Source organism: Martinezella sp. CNPSo 3732, assembly GCF_057784515.1.
The window spans coordinates 91,492-109,060 of sequence record NZ_JBXSOO010000018.1 but is presented as its reverse complement, the minus strand read 5'-3'; the positions used below and the strand labels follow the sequence as shown (position 1 = coordinate 109,060).

Sequence of the window (17,569 nt, the reverse complement as noted above, 5' to 3'; positions counted from 1 at the left end):
TAGATCCAGCTCGTCTTCTTATGCACTTGCAGGGTTGACGGAGGCTATTTGGCTTTGAGTATACCCACGGTCGCTCCGGCACAGCGGGTTGCGATACGTACTCCCCAGAGTAGCCCAACATCCGGCCATAGAGTTCTGCCTCGGGTGCGGAACCACACCATATGAAGTTCATCAACTCGGTCCCGTAAATCGTTAGCGCTTAAGCCATTCTTTTCGAATGCTATCAATGTCGATGTCCCTCCACTCTTCCTTCCAAAGATCCCAGAAGGGGATGTCGTTGGATGAGGGAGGGTGGTCACAGACATCGATCTGAACCACCGAAGGAAGGATGATCGACTCGCCAACAAGCAGGGCTTCGCCTTGGCGGAATGAAGGCATCTTGTCGATCAGTGTTCCAAGTGAATCAGGCAGCAGCTTTCTGACGTAACCTTGGTCCACGGGATTGGTCAGCCGCATCGCAATGAAATTGTTGCATTGCGAAAATATCGTCTCCGAGATTTCAGACGGCCGCTGGCTCGCAAGCAGCAAGCTGACGCCGTATTTGCGCCCCTCTTTTGCAATTCTCTCGATTGAAAGCTTTGATGATCTAAATTTCGACAGCTCGCTATTCGGCACATACTTATGCGCTTCCTCGTATACGAGCAGAATAGGCGCGTCGTTGTTGATCCTCTCCTCCGGATTTTTACCTGAGCGCAGGCGTTTGTAGAAATATCCGTACTCGAAGACAATTCGCGAGATGAGGGAGACGGTAATGCTCAGGACCTCGAAAGGAACGCCGCTCAAGTCAATGACGGTAACGTTCGATCGCTTGGGGATAGTATATCCCAAGATGCTACGAAGGGTTTCCTCGAATGTAATCGCCTTCGATTTCGCGCCGAGAAAGAATTCCAGCCGCCGATCGAGGATTTTGTTTTCCAGTCGATTCACAAAATTCGTGAGCTTTCCGAATAGGCTTCCCTGGCTCAGCTTCGGTTGGCCTGCCTTCTCCTTATTGGAGGATGCGTAGACCTCTCCGCTATCAATCATCTCCGAGTTTTTAGCCACGGCGTACTTGAGGACATTCTTGATGTCGAAGAGCGTTGGGGTGTCTAGATGAACGAGGTCCTTCTCGTTTTCGGGCCCTTTAAAATGAGCCTGTTTGTCTTGGACAACGGCTTCCTTGAAGATGTTGCGCTGGTTATGATCGTTCGCTTCGGTGTCGAGAAAGAACTCTTCGAGTTCCTCGCTATTCAGCATCCAGTAAGGCAAGACGAGGTTGCTGCTATCGATGAAGTTTGCCTCAGGAAACGCCGACCGATACTCCGAATGAATATCGAAAATGATCACATGCGAATTGTTGAGCGAGAAGTCGCCCTTGGCTGCGATCGCTGTTTGAATTAATTTCGCAAGCGCGTGCGACTTACCTGATCCGGTAGATCCAACAATCGCTATGTGTTTGTTGAAGAACTTGTTTCCATTCACTGGAACTTCAACGTCTCTGTTGGTTGATAGGCGACTGAACGCAAAGCGGTCATCCGCAGCCAGGGAAGTCCCATAGATTTTTCGAATATCTTCAATCGTGGCGGGCTGAACCTCCTTGGGTGGGATCGCAAGGGAGTCGCCACCTCGTTCAAATTTGCCGTCACGCAGAACTCCCAAGGGGAAAGCTTCGATCACGTAGTTGCGCTCGCCGTCATTTGAGACGGCGATCTGAAAGTTCTCGATAATCGCAATTAGGACAGCATTCTCGTTGTCCGCAATCTTAACGTAAGAACCGACCTTCAGAGACTCTTCGGCAATTTTGAAGTCTTCGAGATCGTCAACTGTGATGCGAACCTTGTTTGGGAATACAGCAATAACTTCCGCGTTAATGTCAGCCACGACCGGCCCCCTAGATGATTTTCTTGATGTCGTTGAAGTGCTCTACCTGGATTTGCACATGGGCAATCGATTGATCGCCGATCTGGGCGAACGGGACTTTGTCGTAAAACTGGTAGATTTTACGCGTTTTGGTAATTACGCCAAGGGTTGTCTCGACGTCGCCCAATGTATCGATGATCCTGATTTTTGGACCGTCATGAGTAGCCTTTCGCGACACCGAAGCGGCGTCGAAATTGGCGCCATTGAAGTCAAAACCATCGAGAAAGGCGAAGCCCTCCCGGTGAAGCTCATTCTTGAGCGCAAGCAGCTCCGATGGCGCGATACCTGATATAAAAACATATGGCGAAAATGGCGTCTTCTCGCGCCGCGAGAGCTTCGAGTATTTGTGGGCAATGAGGAAGAAGAGCTCTTTCAGATCGCTTCTCTTGTAATCGTCGGTATCAACTTCGATCAGAAAGAAACGCTCATAAGGTGTGACATTCATCGTCGTAAAGAACTCGGAGCGCAGCGCTTTTAGATAGGCTTGCTTCCCCTTGCGTTCGACAAACCACTCATTGAAAAGGATCTTCGAGCTATCAATCTTTTTCAAAAACGTCCGCCTGGAAATCCTGCGCTTGCTTGGCTCCCGTTGGATCGCTAGATCTTTGATGACTCGCAATGCGTTGTTATAAAAGAAAAATTCCGCGGTGAAATCGCTACAAGCGAACACTGACATGAGCTTCTTGATAATTGACGCAACTTGGTCCGAGAATTTGGGAGCATTCAAGTCGATTGTAAGCAGCGATAGGAAATCTTGAAGATCCGCATCGCTAAGTCCCAATTCCGAATATTTTTTCTTTACGATTTTCTTTTCGGTGTACGTCAGAAAATTTTCTTTGAGGAAATCCACCGCGATTGGCAGCGTTAACTTTTGTTGCCCCGATGCATAGTGCCCGAAAATTAGGTATTTCACGGGTGGAAGGCCCTTCAATTTGTTGGCCTGAAAATGAACAAGCATGTAGATGACTGCTGATTTGATAATCGAATGATTATACTCAGAGCTCTCATAATATTTACATTGAACGGCAGTAGTCTCCGTAGCGGTTCTAACGTCGATGTCTTCGATGCACTCAACGTCTATCGTATCGGAATCTCGCAAAAGCTCGAGAAGCCGCAGGATCGACTGGTCGAATTGGTAGAAGTATCCCGCGATGGTGGCGACTGCGCTGCGGTCCGTCATTAAGTTTCGACTCACCAAGGTTTTGCAACAATCTGCCAGAGTTGCGGATGGGAGTCATTACAGATCTACCTGGGCGCGCAAATAACCGACCTCGCCTGAAACCGTTGCAATCGAGTGCTCGGCGTGATGGCCGTCGGTTTATGTACACGGGCGACTTCACGATCCAGCATGTTAAACAGCGTTTCACTATTTTCCGGGGACCGGAAGTCAAGCGAGTAGCCCTGGCTGAAGCTGTCCGCCCATATGCCTTAATTTGAGTCCTACGTTCCTGAAAAAAGCCTTCCTGATTACTCCGGGAGCACGAAATCAGGCCACAGTGATGTCGACATCAAACGAGAATGCGGAACGCCAGCTTTGGGAAGTTCGGTGATCTCCGGGTGCATCGTAATCACCACGGCGTCGTCATCGTCTTGTAACACCTTGGCCGAGATGTGCTGATCCCTAGAAATGAGAACGCTGGCCCCTCCCCGCTTTGGTTTGACGCGGATCGTGTTCTCAGTCAGGAAATGACTAACTAGATCGTCACGTCCCTCCAAGCTGGCGTTGTTCACCGCTGCGGTCTGATCTTCGACTCGATCAGCCTTCCCGGCAATCACGGCATCATATAAGAGCTTTGTCTCCCCCTCAGTCGCCTCTGCGGGCCACAAAACTCTCTCGGCCAACGATCTTTTACGCTTCATCAGACGCTGTAGCAGACAATCGAAAGATCCTGGTCCAAGTCGCGGATGAACAGCCAGCGGGATATGGACGGTGACCGGCTTGGTTTGCCCGATACGATGGGTACGGTCGTTGCATTGCTCTTCGACCGCCGGATTCCACCATCTGCTGAGATGGATGACGTGGTTTGCGGCCGTCAGCGTCAGGCCGGTTCCCGCCGCCCGCGGTCCAAGCACGAGGACGTCAAAGCCTTTGTCCTCCTGAAGGTGGCGCTGGAACCGGTCAGTGATCTCTTTGCGAGCATCAATGGTGGTGTCGCCATTGATGATGAACACCCGGGGCAGATCGAACTCGAGGCGGATCAGCTCGGCAAACCAGGCTTGGACGTCTCGGCTTTCGACGAACACCAAAGCCCTCTCGTTCTTCTCTTTTACGTGTCTGAGAATATCCATCGCGGCCGCCACCCTGGCTGATGACGCGACAAAATCGTCTGGAGCCTCGCCGTCCAAGAGGCCGGGGTGAAGCGATGTTCTCCGGATATGATGCAGGAGCGCGAGGATCATGCCACCCCTACTCCGCGCCTCGTCATATCTTATCATCTGTGCGGCGGGCATCTCACGCGGATGGAGCACTCTGACTTTAGTGGGAAGCTGTGGAGCAGCGTCGGTCTTCAGTCGTCGTTGAGCTAGAGGCGGTCTGCCGTGTTGGGGATAGAATAGCGCACCGTGAAGGGCGGTCATGTTCTCCTCTGTCGGTAGATCGAAAATGCGCTTGAACTGCGCCCGGGCTCCCAAGGCTCCCGGGAACAGCTGATCCATGATCGCCCAGAGATCATGAGTAGCATTCTCGATCGGCGTGCCAGTCAGGCCGATCTTGAAGTCCGCATGGATAGACTTTGCCGCAATCGCCCGCATTGTTGTAGGGTTCTTGATGAACTGGATTTCGTCGAATACCGCGACTGCGCACTGAAGCTCCATGAGGCTGATCGCATAGTTCGCGAGAGTTTGATATGTGGTAATGACGACAGCCATACCGTCCTGAGCTGCCAGGATCTTGTCGAGCGCGAGCTGTCCTTCGCCCTCGCGGATGTCCTGTCCGGAACTGTCTTCTTTCTTATAAGTCGACAGGTGATCGCCGAACAGGCGCACAGGTGTACCCATGAATCCTGAGACAAGGTGGCGAGTTAGCTCAGCCTCCCAGTTCAGCAAAAGGGATGTCGGGGCGACGATGAGGAAAGGTCGCTTTGCAATGCTCCCCTCAAGCATCTTCTTTTTCAGCGACACCATCAACGAGATCGTCTGTAGGGTCTTTCCCAAACCCTGTTCGTCGGCATTCAGAATACCCGGCAAACCCATCTTCCAGGCGTTCAACTGCCAGAGAAGAGAAGACCGCTGATGCATTTGTAAAGGTGTTGTGATTTCTGGCGGCACTTCTTCAAAATCGAGGTCTTTACGGGGTTCCGCGCCTCCCTCGTAATCCAGATCCCAAAAGTTGTCGTGAGTGACCGGCAGATACGCATCAATCTGGCTTCCGACCGGATCGACGATCTTCTGCCTCAGGAACTCAGCAAGTCGTCGGGACAAAGCTTCAACCACAAACTCCGTAACTGGTATCGGGCCGATTGCGTGGATGACCGAGCCCTCACCGGCCGCCATGGCTGTTTTGATCGCCTCGACAAGGTCGGCCAGATCCTCATCCGGAATGAGCCCCAGGTATTCACCCAGCTGCGTTTCGGACATTGAAGGCAGCCAGGTTGTGCCTGAACCCATCATCGGATCGATTGCCATAGCTTTCCACTTGGCAATTCCCGTAACGCGCGAAACCCACTCCGGCGTTTCGACCCAAGCCTTGGCGGCCTCTTCTTCAACCCTCTCCGTTCGAGCTTCGATCGACATGAGTGCCGTCAGGCGCCCATCGTCTCGCATTTGGCGCTCAATCGCTTCGGAAATTATGCGACCAGCGTTCGCGATAAAGGCGCGACGCTCTTCAGGCTCCTTTCGAGCATATTCGGCAATGGTGCTGAGCACCGGGATTGCTGATCGGTCCAAGATCAGAAACTTCCCGTCCCCCACCCGATAGGCCGGCTGAGCGCCTCGCTGTACAGCAAGTGCTTGAAACGTCGCCAGCTCGTGACCTATGACGGCAGTTGAGGCTTGGCCGTTTTCGGAACTTGCGACATCACGCGATACATAAGGCACCGCCCGGAAAACCGAGTCGTCCTCCTCATCCAAGGCCAACCCGATGGCATCCGTGGTCGTCACCGATATGTTTCTCAGTAGGCCGTCGAGCCGAGCATCTGACGCCAGTGCGAACTTGGAATCGAAAAGCCGCCGGAACTCTCCGAGCGCCAGCCAGTGGTCTGACAGGCTCGTACCCTGTCGAACCTCACGAGCTATCTCGATTGCTTCGTAGATTGGCGCCGGAAGCCTCATCGGTTTCGATTGCGCTCCGACGAAAGCTCCGACGAGCGGCAATGATACCGTTCGCCCGTTCTGCTCCCACCACCACTGAATGCGGAAATCGGGGCTGCCGACCGTGCCAACCATCGATGCCCTAAAGGTCAAATTCGATATGAGGTCCGGAAGGCCTAGCGTCCGAGCGGTCAGCGAATCCAGCCGGACGACGAGTGGATGTGCCAACCACAGACCGTTGGCGGATACACTATGCAATCGCCCTTCCGGATCGAGGTGACGCAGCCGAAACAGGGCAATCGAAAGCTCTCGCTCTTCCTTCGGTAAAGCAAGGAGGTCCGCACTGGATTTGCCGCGCAGCAATCCAAGCATCCCACGCTTTTCCGGCTGGACCTCAAGATAAGCGAAATCTGCGTCGTATCGGAAGGAAAACTTGATCACCCGAGCACCTGCTCTTCAACCCACCGCCGCCAGCCGCCGTACGCGTCATGGATCCTTGCCCTTGGATCATTCACAGAGAAGGTCATTGCCTCCGCGTCATACTGACGTCGGTAAAGCAGCGACGTCGGTACGAGATCCTTGCTGTGGATGTGGACTCGATAATCATGCGAACCCTCAACCACAATGAAATTGCCGATGCGCATAATCAGGAGGCAGGTCTCCTTGCGTCTAGATAGCTGATTGCCAAACATCGTGTAGATTGGGTCGCCAGTCGCCGTATGCTTGGCTTTCGCTTCTAAGGCGGCCGACGGAGAGAGAGCAATCCACGCCTCATCGATCACACCGCGGTTGTACAGCCCCTTCCAGAAATCGTGACGTGGCGCCCACATATGATTTTTGGTCGATGTCGTGATGATTTCAAGCAAGGCATCCATGCTTTTGCCCGCTAACCACCGCATGATCAACTGCTTGCAGGAATCATCAACCAGAGGCCAGAATCCGCCTTGGGCATTGCGCGGATCGCCATAGAGCCCGACGAGGCGATCTAATAGCTCTTGTCTGACCTCAGGTGGCGGTTCCGCAGCCAGCCACGGTTTAAGTAAAGCGTTGGCTGCGGCACCACACCAATCTATTTCCGCCGCGACAGCTTCCGAGGGATAAAGCCAGCGAAATATACGGGAAACGTCCGCTAGAGTTCGCGGCTCCCGGCTTCGAAGGAAAGCAAAATTGACGTCCTTCATGAGGCTGCCAGAATGGGGCGCAACGATCCCGGACTGTCTGAGCCACCTGTACGGGTCAGTCTGCTTCATCATTTCCTGAGCAATAAGCTCCGGTCCCTGTTCCACGTCCAGGACTTGCGGCAGCGCACTGAACAGCATTATCCAGTTGCGGGAGAGATACTGGCTCCTGCTTTGAATGATGCGTGCCAACCGACGTGTTCGGGAGTTGCCTCTCTCCCAGCTCGAAAAATGCGTTTGACAGATCGCACTAAGGAGGGAGGGGTTTGTCGTTGCCTCTGCTTCCCTGTCGAGGAAGCTCTCAACCGCCTCACTCACCTCGACATCCCGGGAAAAGGCCGCCTGCATCACCAGAGCGACTTCGCCTTGCTTCACCTTGGTCCAGTCCCACGACCGGGATGCCGCTTCGACCTTGTCTAAGGCCTTTTCAAGGTTCAGGGCAGTTTCGCTCTTGTAGCCGGGAAACCGGTCCCGGACACGTTGAACACTTCTTGAGAAGTCGGCGAGATCCGACGCGCCGTCCTTTCGCTTCAATACCTGACGTGTGGTTCGAAGAGCGGTAAGCAGCGTCATTTGCCCACGCCCTCCAGGGCATGCTTGATCGCATCGATATCCGATGCCTTGGTCGGCACGACCATGATGAATCGAAGATCAATGCGGCGATTTGCGTCACGCCCGTTTTCGGTCACGTTGGTTTGGATCGGACGTCCTTTCCCAAAACCGGCAACTGATAGGACGGGTTGCGTCTCGCGGTTTTGATAGAGCAGCAAACCGGGCTGCTGCTTCGTCATAAGGGAGAAGATTTGGGCGGCCCTGTTTGCACTGAGGCCCATATTCAGATCGTCCGTGCCTTGGTTGTCGGTGTGGCCCTCAACCTGAAGCGCGTCGATCAGTGCGTATCCGTCATTACAGTCCGCATGGAATGAGCTTCTTGGTCCAAGTGAAAAGCACCCCAGAGATTTGTCCAGGATGGTTGCGATTTGCCGCATGCGAGCTTCGCCAGTTGCCGTAGGGATGTCTTTTCCGGAGGCAAAGAGCCCGTCGCCTTGGAACTGAAGTGCATCGAAATTGCTGCTGACCGTGACGTTCACGCCTGGAATTTGCCGGTTAATCTGATCACGAAGGCCGACAAGAAGTGCCTTGCGCGTCTCCGAAACGGCTGAATTGTAGACTTCCATTGGGTTCCTGCTATCGGGCGACACTTGGCGGCGCAGCCGTTCTAGTTCGTCCTTCATTTTCTGGACGGATTGAGCGACGGAAAGGTCTGGGGTTCCCACGATGGTTTGGACGGCTTGCAGTTCCTTCTCCATTTGCTCCTTTTGTGAGCGCATCGCTTCGAACTGAGCCCGCGGAACGGTGTCGGAGACGCTAAACTGGCTGGCGAAGAACGCCAGCAGAATCATGATGATAAAGAGAAAGCTGATCGTCATGTCGGCCATCGATACGAAGACCGACTCTTCTTCCTCTTCATGTCGGTGGGATAGTCTTGTCCCTCTCACGCTGTCGGCCTCAAACTCTCGGGCTCAAAAGCCTTTGCATTTTCGATAACGGCCTGGAGCGTCGACAGTGCTTCCGCATACTGTCCGTGCACGTTGTTCGAATGGGCCTCTACCTCGCTGATCGAACGACTGATCTCATCGGTGAACTTTTTGAATGCTCGTTCAAGATCACCATCGTAAGCTGCGGCTCGTGCCTCGAACTGGCTTATTTGCTGCTGAATTGCCGTTGCCGCGGCGACGACGACGTCTTTTTCCGTCCCAAGTGTTTGTTTTATCGTTTCCACCATCGCCGTGCTCGAGGTCGCAATGTCTTGCGAAGCACGCGCCGTCTTCCCAGCAGCTTCCAGGATTGGACCCGATGCCTCCGCGAGCCCGTTGCCCGTCCTGGCGAGATTATCGGAGACGATTTCCAACCGCCGTGCGGCGCCATCGAGACCTACGGCCGTACGCTCGGCCGCTGTCGAGAACTGCTCCGCAGCCGTACCGATCTCGGCCGCCAACCCCGACAGTTGTTCAGCTGCTGCTTCCATCCTGTCACTGATCGATGCAATTGCCGTCGTAACGCTGGTGCCCAGCGTGCCGCTGATCTGACTGACCATCTCACTGACCTGGATGCCCCCGGCACTTGCCGCCTTTTCCAGCGGAGCCGAGATTGCTGCGATAAGCTCATGGTTGAGCTGTTGCATATGATCCCTCAAGCCAGAGATCGACTCGAGCTGGCGGCTGGCCAAGTCTTCGAGGCTGACGAAATTCATCCTTCGCTCGATCGCGTGGACGAGCTTACGCATCGATCCATCCAGGCTGTTCGACCAATAACGAAGCACCAGGGTGAAGATGATGGAGCAAACCAGCCCGGTCAGGGACATAATAAATTTGGCGGACGCGACCGTGAGCAGTTGTGTCAGAGCTGACATCACCTTGGCTTGGTCTCCCCCGGTCTGAAGGCTTTCACCAGTCTGCTGAAGCGCCGCGATAAGTCCAAGGAAGGTCGCGGCGAGGCCAACGGAGACGAAAAGCCCCGGGACGAAGCGCCAGCTCGTGACCCCAAATCCCATCTCGTCCAGGTTGAAGAACACTGAAGGCCTGAAGGAATTCTGGATTCCGTTCGAGACGCCAGGCTTTGGCTCTATCGTCGTCTCACGGAATTCCTCCCAGGTCGCCGCAAAGTGCTGCGCATCAGCACCCTTCCATCGGCCTATTACATTGGATAGCTGCGCTGCGTTTTGAAGAAATTCGTTCGGTCCACCATATTTCTTGATTTCCCGTGTCGCTCTGTTCAGTACAGCCCGCTTCCGCCGCATACTTCGGAAAAAAACTAAGAGGCATACAACCAGTGCAAAACCTAATACGACCACGAAGATGCCAGGCGCATAAGGCTGCCTGAGTACAGAAGCGGCCCATAGAACCGCATCGCGCGTCCAAAGACCCACAAAAATTACATTCATTAAATTCGAAGCCCCCTTAGCCTGGCGACGGAGCTAAATCGACCAAGGCAATAATCAGGCTATCCGCGCGCTATTGCCGAATCAACAGCCTAGCCGCTTGAAATCTACCGAAAGTGGTGTTCGTTACACTAATAATACACTCTTTCTTCGCGGCGCAATTGTTGGCTTGGATGGTCCTCTGTCAAAACTTCCCGCACGTCACTTTGGGTCGACAAAGATCGCACTCCTTCATCGCAATGGACTTGCACCATCCACTCCCTGCCGGTTTGCGCCGGCGTTCCCACGAAATCTGTCCCAGCTGGCCACGGTAAGTGGGGCATTTTGGGTGGCGGCATCTTCAGTCACCTCATGAGAGAACTTTGCATAAGCGCTTGCTCAGCGACTTCCTGCTGAAACGAGCGGAACAGGCTGAAGTCAGACATGCAAAGCTTGAGACCGAAAGCGCAGCCCTTGGTGAAGAGCTAAGCACGACGTTCGCGGTTCGCTGGCTATCACAACGCCTGCAAGGATTATCCGCGGCTGGGCGACACGCTCTATGGTCCAGTCTACGTTGCCGGCTATCTCATGAAACGCGATGAGCATCGCTGGTTCGCTCCCGTGCGTCTCTTCCAGAAAGGTGCCACCCGCACGTGGGAAGCATGGAAACACCTCTCGGGAAAGATGTGGAGTCCGACAGGCTCGTCGAGCACGTGCATCATTTCCTCGCCCTGGATGCGACGGTCACCGGCAAGGACGTGGCGCTGGCCGAGGAGAGATTGGTCCGCGTCGACATCGCCTCGGGACGCGTGGTCGCGCCCATCGGCTTTATGAGAGTAGCCGATGGGTTCCGGGCGGCGGTGATGCCGCGACGCATATGCCCAGCCCGCGATCACTCCTAGGCTGAACTGGCTGGCCGCCGAGACTAGCCGGGATGACGCCGGCATCTAGCCCATCGGCCCTCCAGGATGCTCACCGATGCTCAGGGTGGCGTGCCATTCGCCAGGCCCCGCCCCGGAAGTTTCAATCAATCCGCAAACTGTCGCGGGTCGCAATGAAATCCGGCTCGTAAGTTTTGAAATTGGCCGGCGACGCGGTAAGGCTCAACTCTTGCACCGTGTGGCGTCCGATGGTGACGATCAACAATTGCTCCAGGACATCCGCCTTATCCTTCAACACCGTGCATCGCATCTGCCGAGCCGGAAAGCCGTCGAGCGTCGTGTCTTGCGGCTCCTGACAAGACGACGTCATTCCCTTCTCCGCATATGCGGCGTGCATGGTATTGGCCAGCAATGCCGTCTGGTTTTCCAGCGTGGGCTTATCGCCTTGCTTGATCGCAAGCACGATGAGGTTCAGCACCGCAAGCATCTGTCCAGACTTGTCAAGCTTCACCGCCAGCCTGTTCGAACCATCGAATTTTTCCCCCGAGTTCGACGTCGGCACTGGCGACTGCCGCAATTCCCATCCTTGTGGCCACGTGATCGAAGAGGCGGCCGCGGCCGGCACCATCGGCAAAAGCACCATGATCAGTATGGCAGAAAAGGCACGCATAGACATCGTCTTCAATTCAATGCTCAATCTCGTGGGGCGCCTGAGAGATAAATCTAGCGAAGGCTATAACCGATGCCGGCAGACAATGTCTATTAATCCCGCCTCCATCCGGATGGGCGCCTGTGCCAGACCGCTTGCTGTCTATGCTAAAAGCGCACGGACATTCTCGGTATATGCGCGAATATCCTCCCTGCTCCTCAGGATCACTTTTGAGGCTGAGCATGCATCGAACAGCTTTTGATGTCCCAAATAGCAGGTCGAGGAGTCTTCCCGGTGACGATATTCTCTCACCCATTCGATAAGCTCTTGGAAACTCTCCTCGCTGCCGCCGCCTTGAATGCCTCTGGCCTTCACGTTGGCAATGCATTCTTCCTCTGGAAGATCAATCCAAACCAACGCGGTTACCCGTGACAAGACGGCGTTCGCCAGCCAGCCGTATACGCCTTCCATCAACCAGGTCTCGGCTCTTCCGGCGTCGCCAACCTCGCGGAGCACGAGTTGGTTACCTCTCGCCACACCATACTGACCGGGAACCCAACGCAAGTCGTCGAGATGAACAACGGGACGTTTGATGATGGCGCCGACTTCACGAGCAAGCCATGTTTTACCTGCTCCACCGTTCCCGAAGATCAGTATCCGCCGGAGGTGTTCAAGATGCGCCGAGTTCAATGGTCTCTCCTACGTTCAGGCACCGCAGATTAGACTCGACGGTGAAATTCAATTCAATATCGAAAGCCGAAGCGGCGGCAGTTGCCCAGCGATTTGACGCTGCCCTCGAATTAGCCCCACCTGTAAGTGGGGCACATCTGGCGGCGCAATATCGGCGAAGGATGCCCGTCAGAAAGCTAATGATGTTTTTCGAACCTACCGATTTTCGTCTTTCGGTTTTGGCCAGGCCGAGCGGAGCGCCTCGAAAAATCGTCGCAGGATGATAATCCACTCTCCGCCTTTTAGAGCGCTCACCATGTCGTCCACGGTACCGGGCGACTTCTCGTCATTCTCGACCTTGTTGTCTTTCATCTCCCGTTCCTGTCCAACGTCTTATAATGAGCATGGCGTGCCAAAAAGGCCGTAGCACAACCCCGTTGTGGTGAACGCTATCCCAACCGGTCCCCTAAATGTGAAGCCTTCTCTTTTTCAATAGCTTAATTCGCTCGCGTTATATTTACGTGGAATAGGAGAGCGCCCCCATGCCGCGCAGACAGTTTGCCACCTACACCTGCGTACTCACGCTCGCGATGATCGCATTTATTCTTGGGTTGCCATTTCTGGTGTTTGCTCTTGCACGCGCGATCCGCTGCGCTCCGGATACCTGTGGAGCAGTTGGGCTCGTATTCGGATTGTATGGTCGACTGTTCGGTGTTCTAATCTTCGGCACCGCAATGCTTGTAGCTCTGTTTGCTCGCTGCAGACGCACCGGATTGAGTTCCTGGTGGGTTGTTGCGTCGCTTTTCTGGCTGCTCGCCGCCCGCGACGCCCTGATGGCGGGTTTGAATTTTTGGTCCGTGGGCTTTTCCTTGGGAATCCTGTCCTTCCGATGGCCGGTAACCCTAATTTTCTTCTTTGCCTTTTTAACGTTCCTCTCGCTGTGGAAGGGCTCCGACGAGAACGGAAGTGAATCACCGCCAAGGAGCTGGAAGATGGCTCAGGCGAGCGCGGCATTGTCTGCGATCATCTGCGCCGTCATGTCTATCCCGCTATTCGTGACACTTGGCTGGATTGGTGGATTGAGGTTGATCAGCCCGCAAAGCGCAATCATGACCATCCAATACTCTCTCTACATCCGCATCGGGACACAATTCATCACCCTCACGACGGTGCTTTGGTTGCTCCTGTTTATATTCGCGGGCGCGTTGATTCACATCCTTGTTTCGCAAGGCCGAGCGAACCTCCCAGTGCCTCCCCTGCGTTTTTCTCGCACGGATTCGTAGCAAAGCGAGGAAGTTTCCGTAAGCTAGGCCCCACTGATGCCCCTGCTATCAACCGCATCACACATCGCATTTTTAAAGAGAGAATAATGCAGCACCTCAAAAGACCAAGCATCGTGTTCATGGCGATCACGCTCCTCTGTACTCCAGTCCCGGTCCTTGGCGGCCGAAGCGCAAACGGTGCAAGCGACACCGCGCGATATGGGTTGATATTCAACTTGGCCTTCCATACCGCAAGAATCGACGACAAGTGTCACGTGCTTTCCCTCAAGGAACGTAAGAAAGTCGATGAGACGCTCTACGACCTCGCTTCCTCCAATAAACTTGGCGTTCTCAAGCAACCGCTGCTAAGCGGGCGCAGTCTGTACAAGCCAAGCTGCGCTGACACGGATTGGGTTCGTGACTGGCGGAATTACGCCAAAACAGGCTATCTGCGCGAGAAATAGTCGAACCCACGAGCGCGCGGGTCCGAACAACTACCCGACCAGCCCGCTCAACGCGATCCGAGCAATCTCGCCATGCCGCGCTTCTGAGCAGTCAAACACCATACGGCCGATAACGTTTCAGATCATGGTTGCGCGCGGGATCCATCTGATCGATGGGGAGAGGTGGCGACCGCATGCGGATTCGGCACGGCCGTCGAATTTACCCCAGTTGCCCGATCCCGTACGTGGGGCAAAATCGGTGGCCCCCCTCCGCTCGATCGAGATCGTTCTGGTCTATCGCCAGAACGATCTCTTCGACCATTGTCCTATCGCTCGTCGAGCAGATTGGTCCCATAGGAATTGTCGATCGTGCAGAGCCATTTGCCTTCAGCATTCTTTCGGAACACATAGGTCGCGCGCCGCACGAGCGAGATCGGCACGCCATCCGGCCCGGCGGCATCAAGAACGGCCTCGGCCAGAACAAGAGCGATATCTGCACCCTCAATTACCACCATCCGATCCTGAGAGATTCGGAGAGAGTGATTGAAATGATTGGCGATCGCCAAGAAGGCCTCGCGGATCTGCTCCCTACCCGAAGCGTTCAATCCCGGTCGGATGACGAGTGTCGCCTGCTCGTCGTAAAAGTCCATGAGGGAATCGAAATCCTCCGCCATGATGGCCTTGTCGGCGGCTTCGACTACATCCTGCAGATCGTGACGTGACATATCTGTCTCCTGTTGAGGCCGGAAGACAGGAAAAGCAAAACCCGCCTTACCGGGCGGGTTGCATCTGAAAACTAAAAACGCACAAACCCACCATTCAAGGAATGGCGCGAATAATCAGCGAGGTGCGGACGGTTTCCATGGTCGAGATATTTCACAGGCGTGCGGCACTGTCCGGACCCAAGCTCGCCACGGCATAAAGCGGCCAGCTTCTCCAGCCTCTGCTTGTCAAACTGGCACTGCCACCAAATCTGCCCACTACCCGGTCTAGGTAAGTGGGGCATTTTCGATGGCAGCCGGTGTCATCGGCACCTACTTATCGTCCAATTTGGGGCAGGTTGCTAAATCCGTCCAGCTACGATTGAATGGACGTGTAATACACACCCCTTAGATTTGAGAGCTCGGATGACGGTTCGTGTTGAGATCGAAAGGCCGGCCGGCTTCGAGATTGAAGCGTTGATCGAGGAACGGATGGCCCATTCTAGAGCTATCCTACCATCAGAGAGCATCCACACCCTCGACCTTGCTCAACTCGATAGGCCAAACATCATATTCTGGACTATCCGGACGAATAGTGCCCTTGCGGGTTGCGGAGCGTTGAAGTGTGAGGAGGATGACAACGGTGAAATCAAGAGCATGTTTGTCAGGCCAGCGTGGCGAGGTCAGGGTCTCTCGCGCAGGGTGCTGGGTGCAATCGAAGATAAGGCGCGACAGATCGGCCTCGTTCGATTGAACCTGGAGACTGGCACCGACAGTCTGGCTGCCAGGGCACTCTACGAAAGCTTCGGCTACGCCTATTGCAATCCGTTCGGCCAGTATCAGCCGGATCCTTTGTCGGTTTTTATGACGAAGAGCTTGGTCTGAATTTGGAGCTTTCAATTCACCTGGGCGTTTTGATTGACTACTCTTTGGATGATGAAGCAGAGAGGTGTGCATAACCGTCCGTCTCAAGCGCTGCCTGCTGGCGTGGGGATTCCGTCGTCAAGGCAAATCAGATTCAGTCTCGACATGGCAAAGAGACGGCTCCCCTCCCCTGAGCATGCCGATACGCTGTCGCTGAAGGCGCTGCGCAGTTTGGTGACCGGCCTGCTGGAAAGGGCCGAGCAGGCTGAAGTTCGCCTCGGAAAACTGGAGGCTGAGAATGTAGCGCTCCGCGAGGAAAATGCAGAGCTTCGGTTGGAAAACAGCCGCCTCAAGGTCGAGAACCAATTGCTGCGCGATGAGATCGCCCGGCTAAAAAGCCTGCCGCCGCGGCCGCCGTTTCGCCCGTCCGGCATGGAGAAAGCGACCGACATCAAATCCGGCGACAAGCAGGTGGGCAAGAAGAAGCCACGCGGCCCGAAGTTGGATATGGAGCGGGTTAGCCGGGAAGAGATCCTACGCGCCAATGTTCCGGTCGGCTCACGCTTCAAGGGGTACAGGAGCTTTGTCGTACGCGATTTGATCCTACGTGCAGAGCTCGTGCGCTACCAACGTGAGTGCTGGGTCACGCCCGATGGCAAGACCGTGCTGGCGCCTCTTCCCGCCGGGATTATGGGGGCTTCGGCGTGCACTTGAGGCGCCTTTGCCTGATGCTGCACGCTCAAGGTCAGGTGACGACCGGGCGGCTAGCGACATTGCTGAACGATATCGGCATCGACATTTCCAAGCGCCAGCTGGTGCGTCTCTTGACCAAGGGACTGGACGGATTTGTCGCCGAGGATGCGGCAGTACTTCATGCCGGCCTGGTGTCGTCCTCCTACATCACAGTCGACGACACCGGCGCCCGCCATGCTCATTCCAATTTTTATACCACCCAGATCGGCAGTGAGCACTTTTCCGTCTTCCGCACCACCAAGTCGAAATCGCGGCTGAACTTCCTGTCCTTGCTGCGCGGCAATTATCGGGATTACGTTCTCAGCGATGCCGCGTTTGATTATCTGGAAGGCCGTCGTGCCGATCCAGATCTTGCTGCCAGACTGCACTCATTCGAGCCGCAACGCTTCTGTAACGAAGTACCGTTTTTGGAGCATCTGGCCAGCAAGGGTGTCGAGATATTCGACAGGCAGGGGATTGGCTTGCTGACCGAAGCTGGCCTCTGGGGCTGTATCCGTTATCATGGCCTTGTCGGCGACATGGTGATTATCTCCGACGATGCCGGCCAGTTCCGGATTGGCAATCATGCCCTGTGTTGGGTCCATTGCGAGCGTCTTCTGCAAAAGTTGATGCCGGCGAAAGCGAAGGAGGTGCGATCGGTTGCACTGGTTCGCGATCTCGTCTGGCGCTTCTACAAGGCGCTGAAGGCCTGGAAACAGCATCCCTCACCACAGGCAGTCCCGGCCTTCCGACGACGGTTCGACCGGATCTTTACGCTGCACACCGGCTTTGAAGCACTCGACGCCTTGCTGGTCCGACTGCACCGCCGCAAGGCCGAACTGCTGCGCGTGCTCGAGCGACCGGAAATCCCGCTCAACACCAATGCGTCGGAGAACGACCTGCGCAGCTTCGTCATCAAGCGAAAGGTCTCCGGCGGCACGATGAGCCGCGACGGCCGTGTTGCCCGTGACACCATGCTCGGCCTGATGAAGACGTGCCAAAAGCTTGGTCTGTCTTTCTACCACTATCTCGGCGATCGGCTTGGCGTCCGCGGAAAAATCGTCCCATCGCTGGCGGGGCTCATCACTGCCAAGCCCTGATGGGTTCTTCACGCACAATCAGC

At 55.0% G+C, this 17,569-nt stretch carries 14 protein-coding genes and 1 pseudogene; 5 read left to right on the top strand and 10 right to left on the bottom strand.

Going from position 1 to position 17,569, the window contains the following annotated elements:
- Positions 1 to 192 precede the first annotated feature (192 nt).
- The 6 genes from AC13RM_RS24465 to AC13RM_RS24440 form a co-directional block, all read right to left on the bottom strand.
- Positions 193 to 1,860, bottom strand: coding sequence for an ATP-binding protein (locus tag AC13RM_RS24465; RefSeq protein ID WP_488555726.1), 1,668 nt, complete (start codon positions 1,858 to 1,860; stop codon positions 193 to 195).
- A gap of 10 nt (positions 1,861 to 1,870) precedes the next feature.
- Positions 1,871 to 3,079 carry a DUF4297 family anti-phage-associated protein gene (locus AC13RM_RS24460; protein WP_488555725.1) on the bottom strand — a complete coding sequence of 403 codons (1,209 nt, stop codon included), beginning with the start codon at positions 3,077 to 3,079 and terminating at the stop codon, positions 1,871 to 1,873.
- A gap of 287 nt (positions 3,080 to 3,366) precedes the next feature.
- The gene (locus tag AC13RM_RS24455) at positions 3,367 to 6,588 is read right to left on the bottom strand and encodes a DEAD/DEAH box helicase (RefSeq protein ID WP_488555724.1); all 3,222 of its coding nucleotides are present in this window, start codon (positions 6,586 to 6,588) and stop codon (positions 3,367 to 3,369) included.
- A complete protein-coding gene (locus AC13RM_RS24450) occupies positions 6,585 to 7,898 on the bottom strand; it encodes an EH signature domain-containing protein (RefSeq protein WP_488555723.1) in 1,314 nt (437 codons plus the stop codon). Before AC13RM_RS24450 ends, AC13RM_RS24455 begins: the two co-directional genes overlap by 4 nt.
- Entirely contained in the window at positions 7,895 to 8,755 is an 861-nt protein-coding gene (locus AC13RM_RS24445) for an OmpA family protein (RefSeq protein ID WP_488555722.1), read from the bottom strand. Before AC13RM_RS24445 ends, AC13RM_RS24450 begins: the two co-directional genes overlap by 4 nt.
- Before the next feature lie 65 nt (positions 8,756 to 8,820).
- Positions 8,821 to 10,269 (bottom strand): methyl-accepting chemotaxis protein, encoded by a 1,449-nt coding sequence (locus AC13RM_RS24440; protein ID WP_488555721.1) that lies wholly within the window; start codon positions 10,267 to 10,269, stop codon positions 8,821 to 8,823.
- Between the two features lie 638 nt (positions 10,270 to 10,907).
- Here AC13RM_RS24440 and AC13RM_RS24435 point away from each other — a divergent pair.
- Positions 10,908 to 11,147 carry a LysR family transcriptional regulator gene (locus AC13RM_RS24435; RefSeq protein ID WP_488555720.1) on the top strand — a complete coding sequence of 80 codons (240 nt, stop codon included), beginning with the start codon at positions 10,908 to 10,910 and terminating at the stop codon, positions 11,145 to 11,147.
- Positions 11,148 to 11,268: 121 nt separating this feature from the next.
- On the opposite strand, the gene AC13RM_RS24430 is transcribed toward AC13RM_RS24435, so the two are convergent.
- The 3 genes from AC13RM_RS24430 to AC13RM_RS24420 all read right to left on the bottom strand — a co-directional run bounded on the left by AC13RM_RS24430 (position 11,269) and on the right by AC13RM_RS24420 (position 12,816).
- Positions 11,269 to 11,754, bottom strand: coding sequence for a DUF4946 domain-containing protein (locus AC13RM_RS24430; RefSeq protein ID WP_488555719.1), 486 nt, complete (start codon positions 11,752 to 11,754; stop codon positions 11,269 to 11,271).
- A gap of 183 nt (positions 11,755 to 11,937) precedes the next feature.
- A complete protein-coding gene (locus tag AC13RM_RS24425) occupies positions 11,938 to 12,465 on the bottom strand; it encodes a P-loop NTPase family protein (RefSeq protein ID WP_488555718.1) in 528 nt (175 codons plus the stop codon).
- A gap of 195 nt (positions 12,466 to 12,660) precedes the next feature.
- Entirely contained in the window at positions 12,661 to 12,816 is a 156-nt protein-coding gene (locus tag AC13RM_RS24420) for a hypothetical protein (RefSeq protein WP_488555717.1), read from the bottom strand.
- A gap of 170 nt (positions 12,817 to 12,986) precedes the next feature.
- Between AC13RM_RS24420 and AC13RM_RS24415 the strand changes: the two genes are divergently transcribed.
- Both AC13RM_RS24415 and AC13RM_RS24410 read left to right on the top strand, forming a co-directional pair.
- Entirely contained in the window at positions 12,987 to 13,727 is a 741-nt protein-coding gene (locus AC13RM_RS24415) for a hypothetical protein (RefSeq protein WP_488555716.1), read from the top strand.
- Between the two features lie 86 nt (positions 13,728 to 13,813).
- A complete protein-coding gene (locus AC13RM_RS24410) occupies positions 13,814 to 14,170 on the top strand; it encodes a hypothetical protein (RefSeq protein ID WP_488555715.1) in 357 nt (118 codons plus the stop codon).
- 305 nt (positions 14,171 to 14,475) lie between these two features.
- Here the strand turns inward: AC13RM_RS24410 and AC13RM_RS24405 are convergent, their stop codons facing one another.
- A complete protein-coding gene (locus tag AC13RM_RS24405; protein WP_488555714.1) occupies positions 14,476 to 14,874 on the bottom strand; it encodes a YybH family protein in 399 nt (132 codons plus the stop codon).
- Between the two features lie 402 nt (positions 14,875 to 15,276).
- Between AC13RM_RS24405 and AC13RM_RS24400 the strand changes: the two genes are divergently transcribed.
- Positions 15,277 to 15,735: a GNAT family N-acetyltransferase gene (locus tag AC13RM_RS24400; protein ID WP_488555713.1), complete on the top strand. Its 459-nt coding sequence runs from the start codon at positions 15,277 to 15,279 to the stop codon at positions 15,733 to 15,735.
- A gap of 144 nt (positions 15,736 to 15,879) precedes the next feature.
- A pseudogene (locus tag AC13RM_RS24395) lies at positions 15,880 to 17,546 on the top strand (IS66 family transposase).
- Positions 17,547 to 17,569: the final 23 nt, after the last annotated feature.

Bases quoted from the DNA above. Each gene is read 5' to 3' on its own strand.
- AC13RM_RS24435 (WP_488555720.1), top strand. From the start codon at position 10,908: ATGGAAACACCTCTCGGGAAAGATGTGGAGTCCGACAGGCTCGTCGAG.
- AC13RM_RS24420 (WP_488555717.1), bottom strand. From the start codon at position 12,816: ATGAAAGACAACAAGGTCGAGAATGACGAGAAGTCGCCCGGTACCGTG.
- AC13RM_RS24450 (WP_488555723.1), bottom strand. From the start codon at position 7,898: ATGACGCTGCTTACCGCTCTTCGAACCACACGTCAGGTATTGAAGCGA.
- AC13RM_RS24415 (WP_488555716.1), top strand. From the start codon at position 12,987: ATGCCGCGCAGACAGTTTGCCACCTACACCTGCGTACTCACGCTCGCG.
- AC13RM_RS24400 (WP_488555713.1), top strand. From the start codon at position 15,277: ATGACGGTTCGTGTTGAGATCGAAAGGCCGGCCGGCTTCGAGATTGAA.
- AC13RM_RS24440 (WP_488555721.1), bottom strand. From the start codon at position 10,269: ATGAATGTAATTTTTGTGGGTCTTTGGACGCGCGATGCGGTTCTATGG.
- AC13RM_RS24460 (WP_488555725.1), bottom strand. From the start codon at position 3,079: ATGACGGACCGCAGCGCAGTCGCCACCATCGCGGGATACTTCTACCAA.
- AC13RM_RS24445 (WP_488555722.1), bottom strand. From the start codon at position 8,755: ATGACGATCAGCTTTCTCTTTATCATCATGATTCTGCTGGCGTTCTTC.
- AC13RM_RS24405 (WP_488555714.1), bottom strand. From the start codon at position 14,874: ATGTCACGTCACGATCTGCAGGATGTAGTCGAAGCCGCCGACAAGGCC.
- AC13RM_RS24410 (WP_488555715.1), top strand. From the start codon at position 13,814: ATGCAGCACCTCAAAAGACCAAGCATCGTGTTCATGGCGATCACGCTC.
- AC13RM_RS24430 (WP_488555719.1), bottom strand. From the start codon at position 11,754: ATGGTGCCGGCCGCGGCCGCCTCTTCGATCACGTGGCCACAAGGATGG.